This is a genomic window from Nocardia sp. NBC_01327 (assembly GCF_035958815.1).
In the GTDB taxonomy this organism is placed as follows: domain Bacteria; phylum Actinomycetota; class Actinomycetes; order Mycobacteriales; family Mycobacteriaceae; genus Nocardia.
Map to the genome: position 1 here is coordinate 3,369,205 of NZ_CP108383.1, position 21,089 is coordinate 3,390,293.

Sequence of the window (21,089 nt, forward strand, 5' to 3'; positions counted from 1 at the left end):
AGGGCCTCGACGTGGTGGGTCTCAGCTTGCGAGGATGAGTCGATAGGCGGCGCTGTTGCAGGGCGTACGTGGTTATCCGATGTGAGTTCTAGCCATCTGCTGTGGCGAGTTATGGCGCCGGGTTTATGTGTTCACGGCGGACTCGGTATGCAGCCCTTTTAGGTGCCGGGATTTACTTTACGTGCACTGCCAAATCTGACATTTCACAGGGGTTGTGTCATAGCTTGCCTGTAATTGCCATAGCTCATGTCTTCTGATATCTAAACGCAATCCTTGCCGGCGAGAAAAATCTTGTCAAATAACTTTGCGTCGGTTAGATTGATCACATGCCTCTCATTTGAGGCACTTCCCGGCACCCGCTGTGCGGAACCGGATGACAGCCAGGCATTCCCTTCGTCCCCACCTCTCGTGGTGGCTGATGCAAGAAATTGTATGGAAGATCCTGGTGTGACCCTGCGAAGCCGATGGTCCTGAATGCGCAGTTGATGTGTGTTCGGTGGGGAAATCGGATCGGAAGGGAGTGGGTGAAATGAAAATCCTCGAGCATGGTTGCCGGCGTTCTCGCCGATCGGGTAGTGGTCGGCCGATCCTCGTGTGGGACAAGGCGCTTAACGAGAATTTCGAGCGACTCTACGACGAGATGATCGACAGTGAACTGCGATCAAGGCGACGGGTTCGACACCGCTGGACGTCGGACGAGGACTAGCGACCGCTGCAGGAAACCGTCATGGTCAGCGCTCTTTCAGCGGCCGCTGCAGCGCTGAATACCTCGCCGCCATTTAATTCATCCTGCGGCTGTTCTCAGTTGCGGATTGCTATCTCATATCGCCGGATTGATTCGTTGTTGGTCGAGTCAATCCTCGGGATGGAACTACTTCATATCCACAGTAGAGCATAGCCGCCGGATTCAATAAACGATCCGGCCGCCATGTGAAGCTCTGCTGTTTTGAAAGCCGTGTAATAGGAGGTGCACAGTGGCAGAAAAGCCGTGTGAGAATTGTGGTCGGGTGTGCCGTTATCGAGTGCTCAATATCCGTCAGATAGGCGAGCGGACAGGGCATTCACCGGACCGGATCCGGCACCTCCGGATCCAGGGTCATCCGTTGTATTCACGGGCGTGGAAAAGCAGCGATGCGATGAATTCTCCGTTGCTCCTGGAGGCGTCGGTGGTCGATGAGTGGGTTCGATCCCGCAAGCAGTTCCCGGGGAAACAGCTATGAGCGGCAGCACAAAGAGACTCGGCCGTACGCGCAGTGCCGCCACATCGCGTTCTTGCGCCAGCCTGGGGCTGTTGGTCGCTGGGGCACTGACATTGGCCGCGACGGCGGTACCCGGCACGGCGATGGCCGATTCGTCCGCGCCGAACCAGAGCGCCTCGGGTTGTCCGTCGGTGGCGGGCGTGTTTCTGCCGGGTACATGGGAGACGCACACAGGTGCTGACGAGACGCAAGCCGTGGGTCTGTTCGCCCCGGTGGCAACAGCTTTGGCGCAACAGTTCGGCGCTCAGTTCGAGTATCGGTTCCCCGCCTACGCGGCCGAGGCATTCGACGGGATGGCCTACAGCGACAGCAAGGCCACCGGTGTCGCGGCGGTGCGGCGGGTGGTCGGCGATATCGCAGGGGCCTGTCCTGCAACGAAATTCGTGCTCGCCGGTTACAGCCAGGGCGCCGACGCGATGGGGGATGTCGCAGCCTCGATCGGATGCAACGGAGATCCCCTTGCCGCGGATCGGGTACTCGGAGTGGGACTGGTGGCCGATCCGAAACAGGGCACCGCCGGCGGCAAACTGATAGGCCCGACGGTAGACGGCCAGGGCATCGCCGGCACCCGTGCGAGTGGGTTCTGCGCACTGTCAGCAGTGACCGCGGAAATCTGTGCCCCCAAAGACAAGTACTGCGCGACGAACTCCAGTGAAGATCCGATTACTGCCGGTATCGGGCGTGCGCTGACCCAGTCCGGCGACTCAACCGGCACCGGCAGCGGCGGTACAAGCCAACAAGATGATCTGGGACAGGCGCTTTCGACCGATCTGTCGGCTGACAAGATCGCGGATCTCCCCGCGACCATCACCCGTCTGGGCACCCAAGCCACCACCGGTGCGGACTCGTCCGCGCTGACCAAAACTGCTTCCGACGTGGCGAAAACCCTTCAGCCCCTGTCTGATCTGAGCACCTGGGTATCTAGTACCCCTGACGCGCAGAAGCGCCTATCAGACGCCTCAGACGGGTCCGCGGACAAGCTCGCCGGGTCGGTCCTGGACGGGGTGCGACGCTCCGATGTCAGCAAGGCGATGGACGCACTGTCCGATCTCGGAACCCAAAGCGACAAGGCCGATAGTGGGACCGCACGCGCGCAGGACGCGCAGACCGCCGCGAATGCGGTAGCGCCGCTGACCGATTCACTGTCCTCATCCACCTCCACTACGGCTTCGCAAGCCGCGCAGGTGCTGGCGGTACTCAAGCCCTCGGTGGTGGTCAACCAGCTGGTAAACGTCGTCAGCAACGGAATATCGTTCGCGCAGAACGTCCCCACTGTGGCCGACACGCTGGGGCGGATGATCGGGCTGCTCGCGGATCCGGGCATCGATACCGCCGGCAAGGTCAACGGTCTGCACGACATGTTCGGACAGCTCAACAACCTGTTCGAGCCGTTGGTGAAGATGGCCGCCGGGGTCGATCTGCACACTGCGTCACGGTTGATCGCGATGATCCCGGATACGACCGGCACCGCCCAAATCGTCTCGGTGATCGTGGGTGTGCTGGCCAATCTCGACGTGGTGGCGCTCGCGCAACAGGTCGGCCAGCTACAAGACAAGGTCTGGGCGCTGGCCCAAACCATCAGCAGCGGAGGCGATCTGCTGGCCGTCGGTGCCCGCCTACTCGACTTCGTCCCCACCGCACTCGGATTCGCCACCCTCGCGCTCAACACCCTCACCGGGCAGACGACATCGTCGCAGGGATCGCAGAACACGACCGATCTGAGCGGGTTAGCGAAGTCGCTCACCACCAAGACCGACGCGAACAGCACCACCAAGACCGACGCGAACAGCAACGACGGCCTTGATGCGATCTCGAAGCTGCTGTCAGAGGGCAGCGACGCGATGTCGTTCCTGCTCTCGGGTGTGCACGAAAGCTATGACCACTACGTCGTGGATTCCGATGGCCGTACCGCGGTGCAGTGGCTGAGCGACTGGTTCAGCAACCGCATCCGCCATGTCGTCGGAGTGGTGTGATGGGCGCGTTGGCCGTGGTGCTCGTGCCGGTCGCGGCGCTCGCGATCGCCGGCGGGGCGCTGCTACTCGCGTCGGGGGATCGCACACCGGTCCAGCAGGGCTGCCTGCCCGATGTGCCACGGACACAACCGCATACGGGTACGCAGGTGGTCATACCGCTGCCGTCGGGGACCTACACGGTGTCCTCGCCTTTCGGGCCGCGTGATGGTGGGGTGCATCTGGGTGTGGATCTGGCCGCGGCGGCGGGCACGGCGATCCTGGCGGCCACCGACGGGACGGTTTCCGCAGCCGGCCCGGCGTCGGGATTCGGCAACTGGATCATCATCGACACCCAGATCGACGGAAGCCTGCTCTCGACGGTGTACGGGCACATGTTCGACGACGGCGTGAATGTGACTGTCGGACAACAGGTCCAAGCGGGGCAGCGCATCGGCGCGGTCGGCAGCAACGGGGAGGCGACGGGGCCGCATCTGCACTTCGAAGTGGTCCCGGGCGGACGGCAGCAGGGCGGGCAGCAGATCGACCCCGTGCCATGGCTGGCGCAGCACGGCGCCCCAGTTGGCGGCTCCGATGCTGCGGCGGCGCCGGCCGCGAGTGCGACAACCGTCGCTGCGCCGGGCGGTCCGAAGAGTTCGCGAGCGAAATACGGTATCGCGCAAGTTGCTAGATTCGCTGCGGGGTGTATGCCGGTCGCGGTGGACGGGGGCGGGAGTGCCCCGGATCTGCGGCCCGGATCTGTTCCCCCGGCATTCGAGCCCTGGATTCTGCGGGCGGCCAAGACCTGCACGGAGGTCACTGGGCCGCTGTTGGCCGGTCAGTTGGAGCAGGAATCAGGGTTCAACCCTGACGCGGGGTCGCCGAAGGGGGCGCAGGGAGCGGCGCAGTTCCTGCTCGGGACATGGGCGGCGTACGGCGTTGATGCCGAGGGCAAGGGCTACGCCGATATCCACTCGATTCCGGATGCGGTGATGACGCAGGCACGCTACGACTGCGACCAGGTGCAGAGCGCGAAAAACGGTCTGGCGCAAGGAACTTTGCATGGTGACCTGACCGAGTTGTGGCTGAGCATGTACAACTGCGGACCCGGCGGCACCTTCGAGAGCGGCGGCGTGTGTCAGAACGCCGAAACCTTGAACTACGTGAAAAACATTCCCGCGCTAGCGACGAAGTACGCCGCGACGATGGGTGGCGCGTGATGAGCGGCGACCCGCGAGCCGGGACCCGCGATACCCGCTCGGCCGCTCTGCCACCGCCAATGGCCTGCGAGCGCTTCGTCCGCAAACTGCTCCGCGAACTCGCCGCCGATACCGAAACCGGCACGCCAGCACAGGAACTGGGAAAGGAGGGTCGTGATGGACAACGACCTCGAGACGGGCACTGACGCCGTCGAACGTGACGACTACACCGCAGAACAACCGGTGGACCTGCGCCAGCAACGGCTACGCGCCGCCAGCAACCCCGCACCCAGCGACGAAACCCAGATCGGTTCGCAGCACAGTGACGACGATTCCGACGTGCTGGCGCGCGAGGAGCACGATCCCTATGGCGTCGGGGAAGAGAATCTGGCCGGACCGGGCGAGCCGTCCTCGGACGAGGTCGCAGCAGTCCGGGAGGCACGGCTGGCGATGCTGCTCAAGCCCGCCGCGGGAGTACACACCGACCCAGCCCGCTGGGGATGGCGCGGGCGAGTCAACGCCTTCGGATGTCGGGTGCGCCCCCAGCGGCGTGGGGACGAAGTGGCGTATCGGCAGGCGGTAGAACGCATCCGTCAGCCGCTGCCCGGCACGCCGGTGGTTCTGATCGCCAATCCGAAGGGCGGTAGTGGCAAGACTCCTGCGGCGGTGTTGCTCTCAGCGTTGTTAGGCCGGCATCGCGGTGGCCGTGTGGTGGCCTGGGACGCCCACGAAGCGTGCGGGAGCCTCGCGGCTCGCGCGGCCTGTTGTCCCAGTGAGCACACCGTGTGGGACGTGCTCTCTCACGCCCGTGAGCTGTGCACGGCTAACGCCGACGCGTCCGGTCTGGCACGGTTCCTGCAACGCCAGCCCACCCTCGATGAAATCCTGGCGTCGGACCAGACTCCCGGCGGCAGTGTGTGTATCGGGCGTGAGGAGTGCGCGGCGATCCTGGCGGTCTTGCGGCGCCACCGCGAAATGGTGGTCGTCGATACCGGCAACAACGACCGGGCGCAGGGATTCCGGTGGGCGGTAGCCAACGCCACCCAGTTGGTGGTGCCGATTATCGGGCGCCGGGATGTGATCGTATCGGCGCTGCGCCTGCTCGACGGCATCGCCGAAGACGGTCACGAGGACCTGGCAGCGAGGGCGGTGATCGTCCTGTGCGGCGCAGGCCCTGCGCAGAACAAGATTGCGGACACCTTGGCGTCCGCCGGGATTACTCGCGTGGTGCCGGTCCCGTTCGACCCGGTCTTGGCCAGCGGCGAACGCATTGTGGTGACCCGGATGGGCCGGGCGTCGGTGCGTGCCTGGACCGAAGTTGCCGCCACGGTTGCTGACAGCGTCGCGGAAACCCTTGCTATCCGGCACCTTCCGATGGAGACCCGGTTCGTCCCCGAATCCCGATGGTCAGCGGGCGCGGACGAGGCGACTCATCAGCGGCTCCTGGCGTATGCGCTGCGTGAAGGGCAGCTCTCGCGTAGTCGAACAATCCGCACTCCCGCGTCCCCCACCCCGGTCGACGAGTTCGATCCGGGCTGGTGAGGGCCGATCCGAACACAAATGAGGTGAACGGTTATGGATATGAAACACATCGTCCCGCTGGTATTTCGGGCATGCCGTGGCGTGGGCTCGACCATCGCGGGCGCGGTAGCGGTCGTCTACGCCGCCCCTTCGGCGTCCGCGCAGATCACCAACCCCTTGGGCGGGATCAAACCGGACTTCGGGCTCTTCGACGGTGCCCTGGATTCCTCGTGGAAGAGGATCGTGGCGTTCCTGTGGGCGATGGTCGTGATCGGCGCGTCGGTGCGGGTGATTATCGGGGCATTCAAGGTCAAACGCGCCAAGTCTCGCGGCTACGCCAACGATCTCGCCGAAGGCAGTGAGGAATTGCAAGACGCGCTGGTCTCTCTCGGCCTGGTCGGGCTCGCGTCCCCGCTCGTGGCCACTGTCCTATTCGTCGTCGGCGGATGAACCGCCCTGCGGTGAGGAGGTCGCTATGAGATACGCCCATGGCAAACGATTCGCTGAGCTCTCGCCCGAATCCGCAGCGAGCGCCCCGGTAACTCCCGGCGCGGCGCCCGCTGCCCCGCAACGGCCTCGGATGTCGTTGCGCCGGTGGACGATCGCGGCCCTGATGGTGGCATCAGCCGTTGCCGCAGGGCTTTTCGCTGTCAGTTCTTGTGGGTCGAGCTCTCCGGGCGGCCACGATCCGGCGAATACGGTGCGGGTCGCGCACGGGCCGACAGCGACCGCGGGTGGTGTTCCAGTCGGCTACGCACACGATCGGGCCGGCGCGGAAACCGCTGCGGTGAACACCGTGCAGGCACTGACCCAAGCCGGCCAAGGACGCATCCCGATGGCCACGGTCGAGCACGCTCTCATCGCACGCGACCCTGGCCCCGGACTGCGCCGTTCACTGGAGATCGGCGCGAACCGCGCTCCCGGAACTGACGTGGTCAACCTTGTCCCGGCGGCAGTCTCGATGGTGGAATTCTCCTCCTCGGCCGCTCGGGTGAGCGTGTGGACCGTCGCGGTATCGCGGTCATCGATCAGCGACGGCGACCGTGCTTCGGTGATCACCGCGTGGGCTACCCATTCGGTGTCGCTGGTGTGGGAGGGCGGTGACTGGAAGGTGAAGGAACTCAGCTCGCAGACCGGACCGACACCCGAGCAGAGCGTGGCTCCAGGCGCGCAGTCGCCGCTGAGCGGGGCGCTCGAGTCGGGCTACTACAGCTTCTACATCAACTAGGGGGTGGCCTGTCATGCGCCTGCGACGAATTGCCACCGTAATCTTCACCACGACAGCGATATTCACCGCGTGCGTCCATTCGGTGGGGGTCGCCGCTGCCGACCCGGGCCCCACGACACCGACCTCGGCGGGATCGCTACCGGACGGGTTTCCCACGGATTTGCGCCAATTCATTGCCAACACCGACGAATTCAAGGCGGCATGGTTTTCGGGCACCTGCGCCAGCCGCGGCGGCGAGGTCGGCGCGTACGTGAACGCGGTCATGCCCGTCGAGGACCGGCTGATGTATTGGACCTCCGACGACAAACAGAAAGCACAGTTACTCGGCGCGGACTCGACTGTCCCCGGCAGGCAGTCTGAGGTGCAAACCCTGATCAGTCAGCACGAGGAACCTCCGAAAGACTTGCTGCCGAAGGTATTTCCGGCCGGAGACCCCGCATATCGGATGCCCGCACCGGCCTGCGCGGATGATCTCAAACGCTGGTCGGGTAGTGCGGCATCGAATGCGTGGGGCTTCGACTGGGCCACCCACCCCGACGACCAATCGATGAGCGCCATCCGCACACAGCTCGGTGATCAGAAGGTCCCCGACCAAGTGTGGACCGATCCGTGCCACGTCGGGTTCGCCTATTGTGCGCACGCCTATTTCCTCGACTGCACCCACTCCGATCCCGCCACCGGTGATCAGACCCAATGCCTGGTGTGGAACCGCGCGGTAGGCAAGCTCTTCGGCGGCACCGCCAACTGGCTCGACAAGAACACCAGCCTGTCAGACAGGATCGAGAATGTCGTGGACTCGGCGATCGGACAGCAATACGCTGGCGGCGCCGCGATCGTGTCGGCCTTCGGGTGGCTGTGGCACGCAGGTGCGGCAACATGGCGGTTCGTCGATAACCCCGAGAGCGTAATCGATGACTGGGCCAACTCGTCCAAAGACAGTGCTGTGCAGCTCAGTTCGCGGGTCTTAGACGGGCTCTCCAGTGTCGGCCGGTTCGATCCGAACGCGGACTGGTTCCTGCACTGGTATGCCCTGAGTACTGGTATCGGGGTGATTGTCATGGGCGCGATGACCTTGTTCGCGCTGTGGCGGGCCGCTTCGAAAGGCGAAACCATCAAGACCATCAGCGGCGACCTGTTCGGCTACATGCCGGCCGGGGTGCTGCTGATGCTGTTCGCCCCGATGTTCGCGACCCTGCTGGTGAGTCTGGCCAATGATGCCTCCGACGCGATCACTCATGCGTCGGGCCCGGATATGGGGCAGATGATCACCAACCTGCAGCTGTTCACCGGCAAACTCACCGCGAGCAATTTGGCCGGCGGGGTTATCGTCGGGCTGATCTTGTTCCTGCTGTTGATCGCCGGGGCGTTGGCGGTGTACTTCGGGCTGCTCATGCACCAGGTCGCTCTGCCGATGTTGGCGGTGGCTTCGGGAATCGGGTTCGGCATGTGGGTGCACCCGCAGTGGCGCAAGAAGGCGCTGCGCCCGGTGTTGCTGTTTATCGCCATCGTGTTCTCCAAACCCCTCCTATTTCTGCTGCTGGCCACCATGACCGGACTGCTGAACACCGCGCTGACCGGTAGTGGCGGGGACCAGCAGCAACTGGGCAGCCTCGGGCAGCTGTGCTTGGTCGTCGTCGCCTTCCTCGTTGTCGGCCTGGCGCCGTGGACATTGCTGCGGTACGCGCCGCTGTTGCCCTCACGTTCGGACGCCGCTGGATTCGGGCAGTCGGGGTCGCTCATGGCCGGGGCGGTCGGCGGTGCCGGCACCGCGATGTGGTGGACCGGCAGACGTAACCCGGGACGCGGCGGAGCCGGTGGACAACAGACAAGCGGCGGGGGTGCGGGCGGCAATGGAGGTGGCCGGTCACCGGACAGTGGTGGAGGTAGTTCAGGCGGGGAGAGCTCAACCGGGCCGCGTGCCGGTGGTGGGTCGAGCTCGTCCGGATCATCCACCGCTGCACGGTTTTCCGGGACCTTGAGTGCGAACGCTGGGGCGAAGCCCAGTCGTGGCAGGTCGGTAGCACGCAAATCGGCGGGCGCGGTGGGATTGGTCGCCAAGGGTCTGGGTAAGACGGCGATGGTCGCGACACCGATTGCGGCGCAAGCGGCTTCGGGTGCATTGAACAAAGCGCGCAGCACCGCCGAAGCCGCGCCCGGTGAGTCCGAGTCCGGGAGTAGCGAATGAGCTCCGGGATGCGCACCAGCATTCTCGGCGGGGAAATCGCCCGCCGCAGCTGGCTGGGCCTCTCGCGGCCGGTCGTGACTGCATGGGCGCTCAGTATCGTTGCCTCGCTGGCGATCTACATCCTCGGCGGCGGACAGGCATGGGCGATCATGACCGCGCTCGGATGGCTGATCGCCGTGTTCGCGGCCACCATGGAATGGCGCGACAAACCCTCCTGGGCGTCCCGTCGCGCCCATGATCTGCGTACCTTCAGTCGCCGCCGCCGCGGTGAGCACATCTACCGCAATCCGGGCGACCCCGCTCATGGGGATCCGGTGTTGGATCCGGGCTGGGAATTCCCACCGCCGCTGGGCAATACCGCACCGTTGCCGGTGGCTGGCACCGGCCTGGACGATATGTTCATAATACGAACCGCCAATCCTGGTGAGCGCCCGTACTATTCGGTGGTCATCGCCGTGGACGGCATCGCTGGCGGGTTACGCGGCGACGCTGCCTATGCCGCGATGTCGAGCGCGTTCGGGATGTTCCTGGCGCAGATGGCACGCACCAGCTCCCATGTACGCGGCCTGCAACTGCTGCACCGCAGCGTCCCGCACGATATGACCCGCCACACCCGCTGGGCACACACCCGCGTGGCCCGCCTTCGTGACGAGCGGCTGCTGCCGGCGGTCGAGTCTTACGGCACCCTCATCGACACTCTCACCCCGCTCGCGGAAGAACACCGCTCCCTGCTGGTGTTGCGGTTCCCGCAGACCGAGGCATTCATGGCCGAGACCGCCCGGCTCGCACGTAACAAGAACGCCCCGATCGGCGGCGGCATCGCCCAAGTAGTGCGCGATGAAACCGAACGCGCCACACGACTATTGGCGATGGCAGGTATGGGCCGGGTAGACGTGCTCGGCGAACGGCGTGTGTGTGCGGTCATCAGGGCACTGCTCGATCCCAGCTACAAGATCGATCGGCACCGTGACGCCAGCTGGGCGAGCTGCTGGCCCAGCTACGTCGGTGGCAGCGACTGCGTCGCGATCGGCCCGCAAGGGCAATGGCGCACCAGGGTCGGGCACATCCGACCCCGCGCGATCGAACCGGTCGCATTGGGACCGTTATGGCTTGCGCCGTTGCTGACCGGTGTCGAGGCCGATCCTGGCGATGAGGACATCGCCCCGATGCCCACCATCCGAACGCTCAGTGTGCGACTGGATTTCGTGCCCGCGCATCGTGCTCGCGCGGCTGCTAAGGGCGATGTCACCGCCGATCAGGCCCGCAAGGCCAAGGAGCAGGAAAAAGGCAAGCTCGACGACGGGTCCACCGAAGTCCTCGCCGACGCCTCCGAACGCCGACGCCAAGACCTCATGCCCGGCTCCGGGCACCACGGCGTCATCTACACCGCGAGCATCGCGGTCACCGGCCGCGACCTCGACGATCTCGACCGGGCGTGCTTGCGCGTCACCGAAGCCGCAGGCGAATCGGCGATCACCGAAATCGATTGGTGTGTGGGCGATCACGACGTCGCTGTCTTCACCACTTTGCCCTTGGCCAGGGGACTCGCGGCCACCCCGCACACCCGGTAAGTAGGAGGTGCCCCATGCCACGACACCCTCGAGTCACCGCCCGCACGCCATCCACACAGGACGGCCCCACCACGGGGTACAGACTCACCGAGAACACGCAGCAGCCACCGCCGATGGAACGACGGCGAGGGCCGCGGCGCGCGCGCTGGCTAGACCGGTATGGCTGGTACGAGCCGCGCAGCGAGGGCGCGTGGACCACCACCCGCCAAGCCGAGGCATGGAATCTGGCCACCAGTCGCCGCCGTGTGCGCCAAGACGGGGTGTTGGCCGGACTCAACACCATCTCCCAGGAACTCGAGATTGTCGATGCGTTCGCTGCCTACGGTGATGAGACCTCCGGCATCAATGTGTGTGTCATCGGCGATATCGGGCGCGGCAAGTCCTCCTGGATCAAAACCGTGTGCGTGCTGCGGCAACTCGTTGCCGGTCGCCAGGTCGTGGTCCTGGACAAGAAGCCCCAAGCCGGGCGCGGGGAATACACCCCCTTGGCCGAAGCCCTTGGCGCGGAGAGTATCCGATTCAAGGTCGGCGGCGCCGGTGCCCGGCTGAATTTGCTGGACCCGGCCATCAGCGCGGGCGGGGAGCACCGCGGCGGCCTCGACGGTGTCGTGCCCGCCGGACAAGAAGCCCTGGTTCTGGCCGTGCTCACCGACGCTATGGGCCGCCCACTCGACGAGAAGGAAAAAGCAGCCGTCGGCGCCGGACTTGGACTGGTCAACGCTGATGCTCGCGCACAAGGACGCGATCCGATCATCCGCGAGCTGGCGATGCGGCTACTGGACCCGCACCCCGACGACGGACGCGACCTCGGCGGGCGCTGGAACGAACGCGCCCTGGAATGGGGCCTGGAACCCGGCCTGGCCCTGCTACGCCTGGCCGACCGCGACCTGCGCGGCCTGGTCGACGCACCCACCAGCCCCGCGGTACGAGATGCCCTGGACACGCACCCGCTGGTCCACATGGACCTCTCCGCGCTTCCTACCGAAGGCCCCGCACTGCGAGTGGTGATGACTACCGCGAACACGTGGTTGGCCAACAAGCTCGCTGCCCGGTCGGCCGCGCACGAGCAAACCATCCTCGTTGTCGAAGAAGGCTGGCACGTCGCAGTCGGCTCCACCGGCGAAGTCTTCCGATCAAACCTGAAACTCTCACGCGGACTCGCGCTCTCGACCGTCTCGGCCTTTCACCATCCCGCCGACACGCCCTCGGATTCGCCGGCGCGGGCATTGATGGCCGAAGCCTCGATCGTCGTCTTGTTCGGGCAGGCCCGTGCCGATGATGCGGTCGAAACCGCGCGCCTGTACCGGCTGCCGCCCGGAACCGAGGAGACGCTGATGCGGCTCGGGCGCGGGCAGGCACTGGTCAAGATCGGATCACGGGATCCGATCCTGGTCACCCACACTCGGTCACCCTTCGAGGCGGCACTCACCGACACCGACGCCGCGATCACCGGCCACATGAGTGGGTTCACTCCAACTGAGGCTTTCCAGAATCTGACGCGAGGCGGTGAGCAGCAGTGATTAGTCTATGTGCGGTCGTGGGTTCCCTGGTCTGGCTCGGTCGTGGTGTGGTCGAGGGCGCTGCGGTATCGCAGGGCTGCTTCGATGCCAATGCCGAAGAAGTCGCAGAGACGGCGGACGTCGCCGCCGGTGGCGTAGATCTCCTGGAGGATTCGGTCGTCGCGCAGGGATTTCGCGTCGATATTCAGTGTCTGCCAAGGGAATTGCTTGCTGACCGGTGTGGTCCGGGCGTGGGTTTTGTGGTTGACGAACAGATGTGGGTTTGCCGTCTGTGGCCACTTGTGTGCTCGGTGGTCGAGGTAGGCGGTCAGACGGGTCCTGACCGGGGTGGCGAGCGGGATGCCGCGCTGGCCGAGTCGGAGACGACCGTCGACGATGTCGGTCAGCAGGATTGTCTGCAGTTGCCGACCGTTGAGCGCGTGAAATGCCACCAGGGCGACCGCGAGTGCGGCCGCGGGGTTCGAGGAGTTGAGCGCTTCGCGGATCTTTTGGGTGTCCAGCGGCAGCGGGATGTTGGTGTTGGCTTTGGTGGCCGGCATTCCGCGCATCGGGTTGGTGAACACGCGGCGGTGGGCCTTGAGGACGGTGAAAAGCGAGCTGAGGCCGCGTTCGGCGAAGATCCGTTTCGTTCCGGTGGCGGGCAGAGCGTTGATCACGTCCTGGCGCGTGATTTCACTGAAGGATGTGTGGCCCTGCCGAATCCAGATGTGCCAGATCGGTGCCATGCCGGCGATTTGGGTATAGATCGTATCCGGCTGCCGTGGGCGGCTTCGGGGGGCTGTGGGGCTGCCGTGCAGCACGATGTCGAACCAGAACTGGAGCTGGCTGCTCATCGTGGCGGGCAGGTCGACAGTGTGCTGAGCGAAGTAGCGCTCGACGGCCAGACTTCGGTCGTCCTCGAGAAGGTCCATGGCTGCAAGGATTTCCAGCGTCGAGATCACGGTCGCGCCGTAGCGGACCGCGGCGAGAACATCGCTACTGCGGATCTTGGCGCCCGGTGTGTCGTAAAGGGCGTCAAGGATTCTCAGGGTTCGGGCGACACCGTTGATCAGACGTTTGGACCAGCCGTGCTTGCGGGCGTGCTCACGCAGGGTCTGGTCGCAGTGCCGCAGCAACGGCGACTGCTGGATCTGGATCCGCCTTTTGATCACTCCGTAGCCATAGGGCATTTGGAACAGCGCCAGTTGCTGGTGGGCGGTGTAGGACAGCGGTTTGGACGAGGTCTCGAGGCTGCGCAGATGCCGCTCACGGGCGAGGCGTCGTCGGTGGGCAACGGTTGTGTCGTATTGCATGTTGGCCAGGAACAGTTGCTGCCCATGCTGATTCGCCTCGCGCAGGTTGAGCGCACGGCAGGGTTCTTGGACGTGGCGGGCGTTCTCCCAGCACAGGCGGCAGGCTCCCGCGCCGTTGACGGGGGTCGTGCGTGCGCAGAACGCGCAGGTGCCGACCGGGTAGTGGCCGCGCCACCAGCGGCAGATCCAGCACCGATAGTGGCGGCGGTAGACGCCCCAGGCCAGGCACTCGTGGCAGGACCCCACGTGCAGCGGCGCGCCGGGGTGGCAGCGCTCGCAGCGGCCTTGGCTGAAGTAGTCCGAACTCGATCCGCAGGTCCGGCACGGCGGGGGCGTGAACGGCCCGCCGGGCAGGCATGCGTAGCAGAAGTCGACGCGCGGGTTGGTCCAGGCCACCCGATTGACCCGGCACGCAACGCATTTGGGTGGTGGCGCGCTCACAGTGGTGGTTCGGAGCGCCGGTTGCCCAGTCGTGGCGTGATGATCTGTGGCGTAACGGATGCCGAGGCAGCCTGCTGCTGGTCGGGTCGTCGCTGGTGGACCTTGTGGGGTTCACGGATCAGCAGGTCCGACGGCTCGCAGTTCAGGATGGAGCAGATTACGTCGAGCTCGTCGAGGCGGACGATGTTGGGGGTGCCGGTCCACAGCTGGGACATCTTGCCCGCGCTGATCTCCACGCCGGACTCGGCGAGCAGGCGCCGCATCTCGGTCGACTTCCAGATACCGCGCTCAGCGGCCTTCATCCGCAGGTTCCACTGCACGGGATCACATCTCCTCGAAACGGGCTTCCAGCCGCTGGTTGGCTACGGTCCACGCCTGTTCGATGTGCTGGCTGTGGACGTGGATGTAGCGGGTCGTAGTCGAGAGCCACTCGTGTCCGAGCAGCTCCTGCAGCGCCACGACGTCCATGCCTTCGGCGTAGAGCGACGAGGCGCAGTAGTGGCGCAGCACGTGTGGAGTCAGCCGCCCGGCCCAGCCGGGCAGCCACGTATCTGCTGCTGCGGCAAGGCTTTTGCGCAGCGGGTCAGTGGTAATGCGCAGGCATCGGCCGAAGTCCCGGTCACGCCGTTCGCTGGGCAACAAGGGTGCGTCGGGGTTGGACCAGTCACTGCCGAACTGGTGGCGCACGTCGCCGAGCCACCAGTCGATCAGCCGGTCCGCGCCGTTGATCGCGGGCACCAGGCGCGGTTTGGGACCGCGGCCGCGGCTGCCCTTGCCGTGGCGCACATGCAGTTTCCCGAACGCACCGAGGTCCGGACGCCAGTCCCTGATGTCGAGCATGACCGACTCGTTGATCCGCAAGCCCAGCCGGCGCCACAACGAGGCTGCGAAGTAATCCCGCGCTGCGGGAAGGTATTTGCGGGCTTGGGTGATCGACGAGCGCCACTGCCCGAACAGCAGCTCCATCTCCGCATTCGACGGTGGCACGCGAACGTCGGCGTACACGGGACTGCGTGGCCGGTTGTACTCGTCGATCGGCTGCTCGACGACGCAGCCGGTCAGGGCATGGACATCGCCCTGGTAGCGGCGGATCACGAAATCGTAGAAGCAGGCCAACTGTCCGGCCTTGCTCGCGCGGGTGCTGTGAGCCAGGCCCGCGAGTCGCTGCTGAGCGAGGAAACGATCCCCATCATCGCAAGTGGCCGTCCAGAGTGGGCCATCCAGGGACCGGGCGAACTCGACGATCACGGCCCGGGCGCTGCCGATGTGACTGTCGGAGAGATTCGCGGCCGCCATAGCGATCGCGTACTGGTCGACGACTTCTTGCTCGAAATCCTCGACATCGTGCTGCGTCCGCAGCGCACGCGCGGACGAAAGATTGCGAACTACAGCCAAGTTCATCGACCACTCGCTTCACCGAGGGTGCCAGTACGTCGATTCTACCGACTGAACGTCACTCCCAATGAAGGAATTTCAAAACCCGCAGCCCACATGAGCCACCCCCAGCGAGCTGGGCAGATGCTTCAGCTCCTACAAGTGGCCACGAATGAACTCGCTGCCCTGCAGACAGTTTCCGACACCCTGTCGCTGCGCGACCTTGCCCGCACGAACGTCCACGACGATGAGCCGGAAGACGAACCGCAATGAATGGGGGACGGATCCCGCACCCCGTGCGGCGCGAGCCTATCCTCCCGGCGGGGATGACCCTGGCTGGGTACCTTCTCGCCGCCGTCATGGTGGGGGTGTTCGGTGGTGGCGCGGTCTCCGGCGCAATCGCAGGTCATGGATTCGGAATCGTTGCACCAGAACAGATGTCGGCGACCTTGGTCCGACTGGTGACGCGACCTGCCGATCCGGCCGCCGCGTGGCCCAGCGACCCGCGCCCGGGGTCTGCCTGGCTGACCTGGCTGTGCATCGGCCTGGTCGCCGGACTGTGGTGTACGGCGATTGCCATGGCGGGCAGCGAAATCGACGCCCGCCTGCACCGTCGCCATCGCGACGGGCTCGCCGGCACCGCCGACCTGAACCATCTCGCACTCGACGAGCACTCCGCCGCGCAGAAGGCCGCCTACGAGTATCCCCGGTTGGCAAGGCAGCGGCCGACCCGTCGAAAGATTCGCCTGCCCAGGCGGACACGGTGAAAAGGCTTGTACGGCCAGGGAAACCGAACCCGCCGCCATTGGCGGTGGATGTCGGTGCTCTGATCGAGCAGCCGCGCCGGCACGTGTGGTTGCAGCACCGCGACGGAGTGATCGTGCACGGCCCCACCGGCGCGGGCAAGACCTGGCGGGTCGCCTGGCAGCGCGTCATCGACGCACCCGGTTTCGTTCTGGCCACCACCACCAAAGCCGACCTGGTCGCCGCCACGCTCCTGGACCGAGCCGCTCGCGGCGCGGTGGCGGTGTTCGATCCCGAGCATCTGACTGGGTGGCCCGACGGCATCGCCTGGTCCATCCTGACCGGCTGCACCGACCCGGACACCGCGATCCGCCGTGCAGATGCTCTCGCGCGCGCCATGCCCTTGGAAGGCACACGCAATGGTGCCTACTTCGAGCAGAAGGCTGCCACCATGCTGCGGTGCTGCCTGCACGCCGCGGCGCTGCGCGGGCTCTCGATTCGCGAAGTCCGCGTGTGGGTTTCAGCACGCACCAACCACACCCCCGTCGACATCCTCGCCGACACCCTGCCCGATTGGGCCAGCGAACTCGACCAAATCCTGTCCTCGGCAAGTGAATCGAGCGACGACGTCCTCGCTGCCGCCTCCCGGCTGCTCGAGCCCTTAGCGTCCCCGACCCTCCTAGCGGCGGTCGACGTACCGGCCGAACAGTCCTTCGACGTCGGCGAATTCGTGCTCTCGGGAGCGAACACCCTGTACCTCGTCTCCCGAGGCACCACGCGGTCGATGGCACCGTTCGTCGCGGCCCTCGCCGCTGAAGTGCACTACGTCGCTGACCGAGCTTCGCAGCTGTTGCCCGGCAAGCGGCTAGATCCGCCCGTGCGGCTGGTGCTGGACGAAATGAACAACGTCGCACCGATTCCCGACCTGCCGCAGATCATGACCGACTCCGGCGGCAAAGGCATCACAGTGTGGGCCTTCGCCCACAACCAAGACCAGAACGAACTGCGATGGGGCGCCGAAGGCGGCAAAGTCCTCGCCCAATCCGCACCCGCCATGCTGATCCTGCCCGGCCTACGCGGCGTCGAGGAACTTTCCGCGCTCTCGCGGCTGATCGGGGAACGCCGCCGCTGGGAAGCGAGCCTGCACGAAGGCTCGCGCAGTTACGCCCTGCACGACGACACCGTGCTGCGCACCGACGAAATCCGCGAACTGGGCACCGACCACGGCTTGCTGATCTACCGCAACGCCCCCGCCATGCTGCTACGCCTACCCAGCGTCTGGGAACGCCGCACGTGGCGGGAAGCCGTGACCGCCTCCACCCGCGCCTTCGACGACATCGTCGCCGGGCGCCGCCCACCCCCAGGGGATCACCAAATCAGCCCACCGCGCGAGAAGGAAGGAGGGGACTGTGATGAATAGTCCACTGACACAACCAGGCCCGCAGCCGAGCAATCCGGCACCATCGACGCTGCAGCCGTGTCGCTATTGCTGGCGTGAGATCGATCAGCGCGATGCCGCCCGGCTGTGGGCCGAACTTCTGGACTGGGTGGACTGGTTGCGCCAGCGCTACCAACTCGGCTCCCGCGTACCGGCCTGCTGGTACCGCCACGAGGTCGTCGTCGAAGAACTCACCGCCCTGATGGCGGCTCACACTGCCGCCTACTGGTGTGGCCCCGACAGCATCGAGTTGCCGCGCGAGGACATGACCGCCTGGCACACCCAGTGGCTGTGGCCGGCGATCGAACGCCTCACACGTATCAGCGACTTCTCCGCCTGCCGCCCCCACCACTGCCGCTACCAGAATCATCCACAGCCTCTACACGCGGGAGTCGACGAGTACCTCGCCGCCGAAATCGGCACTCACGCAACGCCACTCAGCATGGTTCCGGGTACGGAGGGGTAGGGGATGTACGCGATCGACGATCAGATCATCGACCGGGCCCGCGTCGGCGACGACTACTTGCAGCCCTTGCTGGCGGCGGTGCACTGCAGCCCCCACCACCGTCCCCGATGTTTGTGCAGCGCAAGCGAAACCGGTGGGGTCGATATGTACGTCGCCCGCATCAGTGGCCGATACGTGCTCAAACGCATGCCTGGCACCGGACCACATCATGCCTCCGTATGCGCGTCCTACACCCAGCCGATGGAATTGACCGGCTTAGCGCCTCTGCTCGGCACCGCGATTCGTGAACAACCCAGCACTGGACTCACACGCCTCGCGCTCGGATTCCCTATGGCCCGCAGCACAGGTCGCGCCGCGGCCCAGGCCGACACCGGTGGTATCGAGGCGCCGGGCGAGGTGGACGTCTCCAAGCTGTCGTTGCGTGCATTGCTTCACTTTCTCTGGGACGAAGCCGAATTCGTTCGCTGGGTGCCGGCGATGTCGGGCAGGCGCAGCTGGCCCGCGATCCGCCGATACGTACTCATGGCAGCGGAAACGAAAACGACCAAAACCCGGGATCTATCCGAACTGCTCTGGGTACCCGAACCGTTCACCGTCGCCGCGAAAGCCGACATCGCTGCCCGCCGCACCGCCGCGTTCGCCCGGCTGGTCGGTACCGGCAAGCACCGCAAGCTCATGCTCGCCCTCGGCGAAGTCAAGGACATCGCCCCTGCCCGTTTCGGACGGCACAAGCTGCTGATCAAACACGCCCCCGACTGTCCGTTCATGATCGAGCCCGACACTTTCACCCACCTGCGCCACGCCTTCGCTACCGAACTCGCACTGCGCCAGGCCCTTCCGGACTCCAAGCTGATCGTGCTGCTCACCTTCGGCGTCACAGCGGCCGGCGTGGCGGTCGCGGACCGCATCGCCCTGATGAACGTGAGCACTGACTGGATCCCGTTCGAATCGGTCTTCGAGCACACCATGATCACCGGACTGATCGGCCACGGCCGCCGATTCACCAAATCCCTGCGCTACAACCAGCCCGCCACCAGCCCGCTCGCCTCGCTGGTACTCACCGACACCGACCCACCCACCGCCTGCTTCCTCGTCACAGCCACTACTACAGGACCACCTCCGCAACCGGATCCGAATCTTCCTCTGAGGCAATGGATCTGGAACACCTCCGTTAACGCCATGCCCAGCATTCCACCGACCACGCGACACACCAGCAGAACTGACCTTGACCGGGCTCCGAGCCCACGCCACAACGCCGAGGAGGCACCCCACTCGACACCCACCAAGGAGGCACCGTCATGGCCGACACACCGCACACACCCGACGGACGATTCAATGAAGAACAGCTGCGCAACGACTTCCGCTTCTACCACTACATGATCGGGTCGCTGAACTGGGCGATTGTCTCCGAAACCGAACTGCAGCAGATCACCGAGCAGATCGACGCCATCACCGACCGTTGGCGCGCCGCCCCAGCCCCCTGGAACAACCACTGGGACCACCTAGCCACTGCAGCGCAACGCTGGGAGCAGAACCCAGAAAGCATGCAACAGATGCTCGACCAGATCGCGGGGGACTATACACGCACCGGCACCACCGATCTGGCCAATCCTATCCAAGTCCGAAACTTGCTGATGGCAGGCGAACTGGCCGAATCGCGACGTACCGACATGGGCATCGGCAGCGACTCGGGCTCCCCAGACCATATCGATTTCGTCTACGGATATCTGACGAGCTATCGCGCCGCCGGTCACACGAGCTGGGCGTCGCTGCCGAGCTGGTCGGCTGCGCGCCGATGGCTTATCGACCGGGCAGCAGCGACGGCCCCCGAGAGCCGGGTGGACATCACCATCACCGGACCCGACCCGCACAGTGGCGCCGCAGCACGACCTCTTATGACCGGGACCGACCTGACGGCAGGGGAGCTCGGTGACCAGCTACGCCATCTCGACCAATTGCTCGGTACCGCAGCGATTCCCGTCGACCCGTCCGCACAGTCCTGGCTCGACGACGTGCGCTACGACGTGCTGTGTGACGCGTATCGAAACACCCTGATCGACCATGCCAACCCGTGGGCGGTAGGCCGCCGATTCGAGCATCACCTACGCGCGGATGACCTCTACACCGACATTGTCGACTTCACCGATCGAGCCGGGCTCTCTCGGACCGACCGTGGACCGGACATCGATGAGGAGCAGCCGGACACCGTCGGATCACGCCTGGACGAGATCCGGCAAGGCGTTCGACAGAGCGACATCGATTGGATGACCCCGCCGCGAACCAGCACCTGGCTCGACGAAGCCGCCGACCAAGCCCAACAGCGCGTGGACGAGTTCACCCGAGGGGCCGGCAGATACAGGTACGGCAACCTCACACGCGCCGGCCACCTCATTCAGATCGGATTCGACGAGCACCAGTGGTACGCCCAGCGCATCCACACCGGCGAGGACGGCCGAACCACCGTCTACGACACCCCACCATCCCTCTATCGCTCCTGCGACGAATTAATAGCCGCAGCAGCCACATTCGAGGCCACACCAGGCCAACAACCAGCGCCGTACGTCTCGCTCCCAGACAGTGTGGTCCGGGAGATGCGGGCCTTCGAGCGCGACCTGAGCTCACTCGAACACGACGTCGCCACCGTGCGGGGGCTCCGTGATGCCCTGCGCACCGGCAGGCCGCATACCCTCCACCGCAACCAGCCGTCCACCGCACCTACGCCGCGACGAACCGGCAGCGCGATTAGTCGCGACGCCAACCGGATCACCCTGACTCAGACCCCCGGCAGCGAACGGCCCACGCCACCAGTACAACCGGCGAAACAAGCTCGGGCTAAACGCCGACAGCCGCCGAAATCAGGCGGCCGACCACGCCGACGACGGCTTTGATCACGGGAGCGCCG

General features: G+C 65.4%; 16 protein-coding genes. 13 read left to right on the plus strand and 3 right to left on the minus strand.

Going from position 1 to position 21,089, the window contains the following annotated elements; genetic code table 11:
• Window positions 1-1,216: 1,216 nt before the first annotated feature.
• The 8 genes from OG326_RS15000 to OG326_RS15035 all read left to right on the plus strand — a co-directional run bounded on the left by OG326_RS15000 (window position 1,217) and on the right by OG326_RS15035 (window position 12,432).
• Entirely contained in the window at window positions 1,217-3,232 is a 2,016-nt protein-coding gene (locus tag OG326_RS15000) for a cutinase family protein (protein ID WP_327145245.1), read from the plus strand.
• Complete coding sequence (locus OG326_RS15005; protein ID WP_327145246.1) at window positions 3,232-4,428, plus strand: peptidoglycan DD-metalloendopeptidase family protein; 1,197 nt, start codon at window positions 3,232-3,234, stop codon at window positions 4,426-4,428. The genes OG326_RS15000 and OG326_RS15005 overlap by 1 nt, the downstream gene beginning before the upstream one ends.
• A 156-nt stretch (window positions 4,429-4,584) precedes the next feature.
• Window positions 4,585-5,949 carry a MinD/ParA family ATP-binding protein gene (locus OG326_RS15010; protein ID WP_327145247.1) on the plus strand — a complete coding sequence of 455 codons (1,365 nt, stop codon included), beginning with the start codon at window positions 4,585-4,587 and terminating at the stop codon, window positions 5,947-5,949.
• Window positions 5,950-5,982: 33 nt separating this feature from the next.
• Window positions 5,983-6,378 carry a hypothetical protein gene (locus OG326_RS15015; RefSeq protein ID WP_327145248.1) on the plus strand — a complete coding sequence of 132 codons (396 nt, stop codon included), beginning with the start codon at window positions 5,983-5,985 and terminating at the stop codon, window positions 6,376-6,378.
• A 25-nt stretch (window positions 6,379-6,403) separates the two neighbouring features.
• A complete protein-coding gene (locus OG326_RS15020) occupies window positions 6,404-7,156 on the plus strand; it encodes a hypothetical protein (RefSeq protein WP_327145249.1) in 753 nt (250 codons plus the stop codon).
• Window positions 7,157-7,169: 13 nt separating this feature from the next.
• Window positions 7,170-9,341, plus strand: a complete 2,172-nt coding sequence (locus OG326_RS15025) for a hypothetical protein (protein ID WP_327145250.1) — start codon at window positions 7,170-7,172, stop codon at window positions 9,339-9,341.
• Window positions 9,338-10,912 carry a hypothetical protein gene (locus OG326_RS15030; protein ID WP_327145251.1) on the plus strand — a complete coding sequence of 525 codons (1,575 nt, stop codon included), beginning with the start codon at window positions 9,338-9,340 and terminating at the stop codon, window positions 10,910-10,912. The genes OG326_RS15025 and OG326_RS15030 overlap by 4 nt, the downstream gene beginning before the upstream one ends.
• A gap of 113 nt (window positions 10,913-11,025) precedes the next feature.
• Window positions 11,026-12,432, plus strand: a complete 1,407-nt coding sequence (locus OG326_RS15035) for an ATP/GTP-binding protein (protein ID WP_327145252.1) — start codon at window positions 11,026-11,028, stop codon at window positions 12,430-12,432.
• A gap of 5 nt (window positions 12,433-12,437) precedes the next feature.
• Here OG326_RS15035 and OG326_RS15040 read toward each other — a convergent pair whose 3' ends face one another.
• The 3 genes from OG326_RS15040 to OG326_RS15050 are packed head-to-tail and all read right to left on the minus strand — an operon-like array spanning window position 12,438 to window position 15,566.
• Window positions 12,438-14,120: a hypothetical protein gene (locus tag OG326_RS15040; protein WP_327138882.1), complete on the minus strand. Its 1,683-nt coding sequence runs from the start codon at window positions 14,118-14,120 to the stop codon at window positions 12,438-12,440.
• Window positions 14,121-14,161: 41 nt separating this feature from the next.
• Window positions 14,162-14,485, minus strand: coding sequence for a helix-turn-helix domain-containing protein (locus OG326_RS15045; protein WP_327138883.1), 324 nt, complete (start codon window positions 14,483-14,485; stop codon window positions 14,162-14,164).
• 4 nt (window positions 14,486-14,489) lie between these two features.
• Complete coding sequence (locus tag OG326_RS15050; protein ID WP_327138884.1) at window positions 14,490-15,566, minus strand: tyrosine-type recombinase/integrase; 1,077 nt, start codon at window positions 15,564-15,566, stop codon at window positions 14,490-14,492.
• Window positions 15,567-15,865: 299 nt separating this feature from the next.
• Here OG326_RS15050 and OG326_RS15055 point away from each other — a divergent pair, with 299 nt between their 5' ends.
• From OG326_RS15055 to OG326_RS15075, 5 genes are read left to right on the plus strand one after another with little or no spacing between them, the layout of a single operon-like run.
• Entirely contained in the window at window positions 15,866-16,306 is a 441-nt protein-coding gene (locus OG326_RS15055) for a hypothetical protein (protein ID WP_327138885.1), read from the plus strand.
• Window positions 16,303-17,703 (plus strand): type IV secretory system conjugative DNA transfer family protein, encoded by a 1,401-nt coding sequence (locus OG326_RS15060; protein ID WP_327138886.1) that lies wholly within the window; start codon window positions 16,303-16,305, stop codon window positions 17,701-17,703. The genes OG326_RS15055 and OG326_RS15060 overlap by 4 nt, the downstream gene beginning before the upstream one ends.
• Entirely contained in the window at window positions 17,696-18,187 is a 492-nt protein-coding gene (locus tag OG326_RS15065; protein WP_327138887.1) for a hypothetical protein, read from the plus strand. Before OG326_RS15060 ends, OG326_RS15065 begins: the two co-directional genes overlap by 8 nt.
• 3 nt (window positions 18,188-18,190) lie before the next feature.
• Complete coding sequence (locus OG326_RS15070) at window positions 18,191-19,567, plus strand: DUF1173 family protein (protein WP_327138888.1); 1,377 nt, start codon at window positions 18,191-18,193, stop codon at window positions 19,565-19,567.
• Complete coding sequence (locus OG326_RS15075; RefSeq protein WP_327138889.1) at window positions 19,486-21,075, plus strand: hypothetical protein; 1,590 nt, start codon at window positions 19,486-19,488, stop codon at window positions 21,073-21,075. The genes OG326_RS15070 and OG326_RS15075 overlap by 82 nt, the downstream gene beginning before the upstream one ends.
• The last annotated feature ends 14 nt before the right edge of the window (window positions 21,076-21,089 follow it).

Excerpts from the sequence above, each read along its gene's own strand:
- OG326_RS15075 (WP_327138889.1), top strand. The coding sequence starts at position 19,486 with ATGGCCGACACACCGCACACACCCGACGGACGATTCAATGAAGAACAG.
- OG326_RS15065 (WP_327138887.1), top strand. The coding sequence starts at position 17,696 with ATGAATAGTCCACTGACACAACCAGGCCCGCAGCCGAGCAATCCGGCA.
- OG326_RS15035 (WP_327145252.1), top strand. The coding sequence starts at position 11,026 with ATGGAACGACGGCGAGGGCCGCGGCGCGCGCGCTGGCTAGACCGGTAT.
- OG326_RS15030 (WP_327145251.1), top strand. The coding sequence starts at position 9,338 with ATGAGCTCCGGGATGCGCACCAGCATTCTCGGCGGGGAAATCGCCCGC.
- OG326_RS15050 (WP_327138884.1), bottom strand. The coding sequence starts at position 15,566 with ATGAACTTGGCTGTAGTTCGCAATCTTTCGTCCGCGCGTGCGCTGCGG.
- OG326_RS15000 (WP_327145245.1), top strand. The coding sequence starts at position 1,217 with ATGAGCGGCAGCACAAAGAGACTCGGCCGTACGCGCAGTGCCGCCACA.
- OG326_RS15020 (WP_327145249.1), top strand. The coding sequence starts at position 6,404 with ATGAGATACGCCCATGGCAAACGATTCGCTGAGCTCTCGCCCGAATCC.
- OG326_RS15005 (WP_327145246.1), top strand. The coding sequence starts at position 3,232 with ATGGGCGCGTTGGCCGTGGTGCTCGTGCCGGTCGCGGCGCTCGCGATC.
- OG326_RS15055 (WP_327138885.1), top strand. The coding sequence starts at position 15,866 with ATGACCCTGGCTGGGTACCTTCTCGCCGCCGTCATGGTGGGGGTGTTC.
- OG326_RS15025 (WP_327145250.1), top strand. The coding sequence starts at position 7,170 with ATGCGCCTGCGACGAATTGCCACCGTAATCTTCACCACGACAGCGATA.
- OG326_RS15010 (WP_327145247.1), top strand. The coding sequence starts at position 4,585 with ATGGACAACGACCTCGAGACGGGCACTGACGCCGTCGAACGTGACGAC.
- OG326_RS15015 (WP_327145248.1), top strand. The coding sequence starts at position 5,983 with ATGGATATGAAACACATCGTCCCGCTGGTATTTCGGGCATGCCGTGGC.
- OG326_RS15070 (WP_327138888.1), top strand. The coding sequence starts at position 18,191 with ATGTACGCGATCGACGATCAGATCATCGACCGGGCCCGCGTCGGCGAC.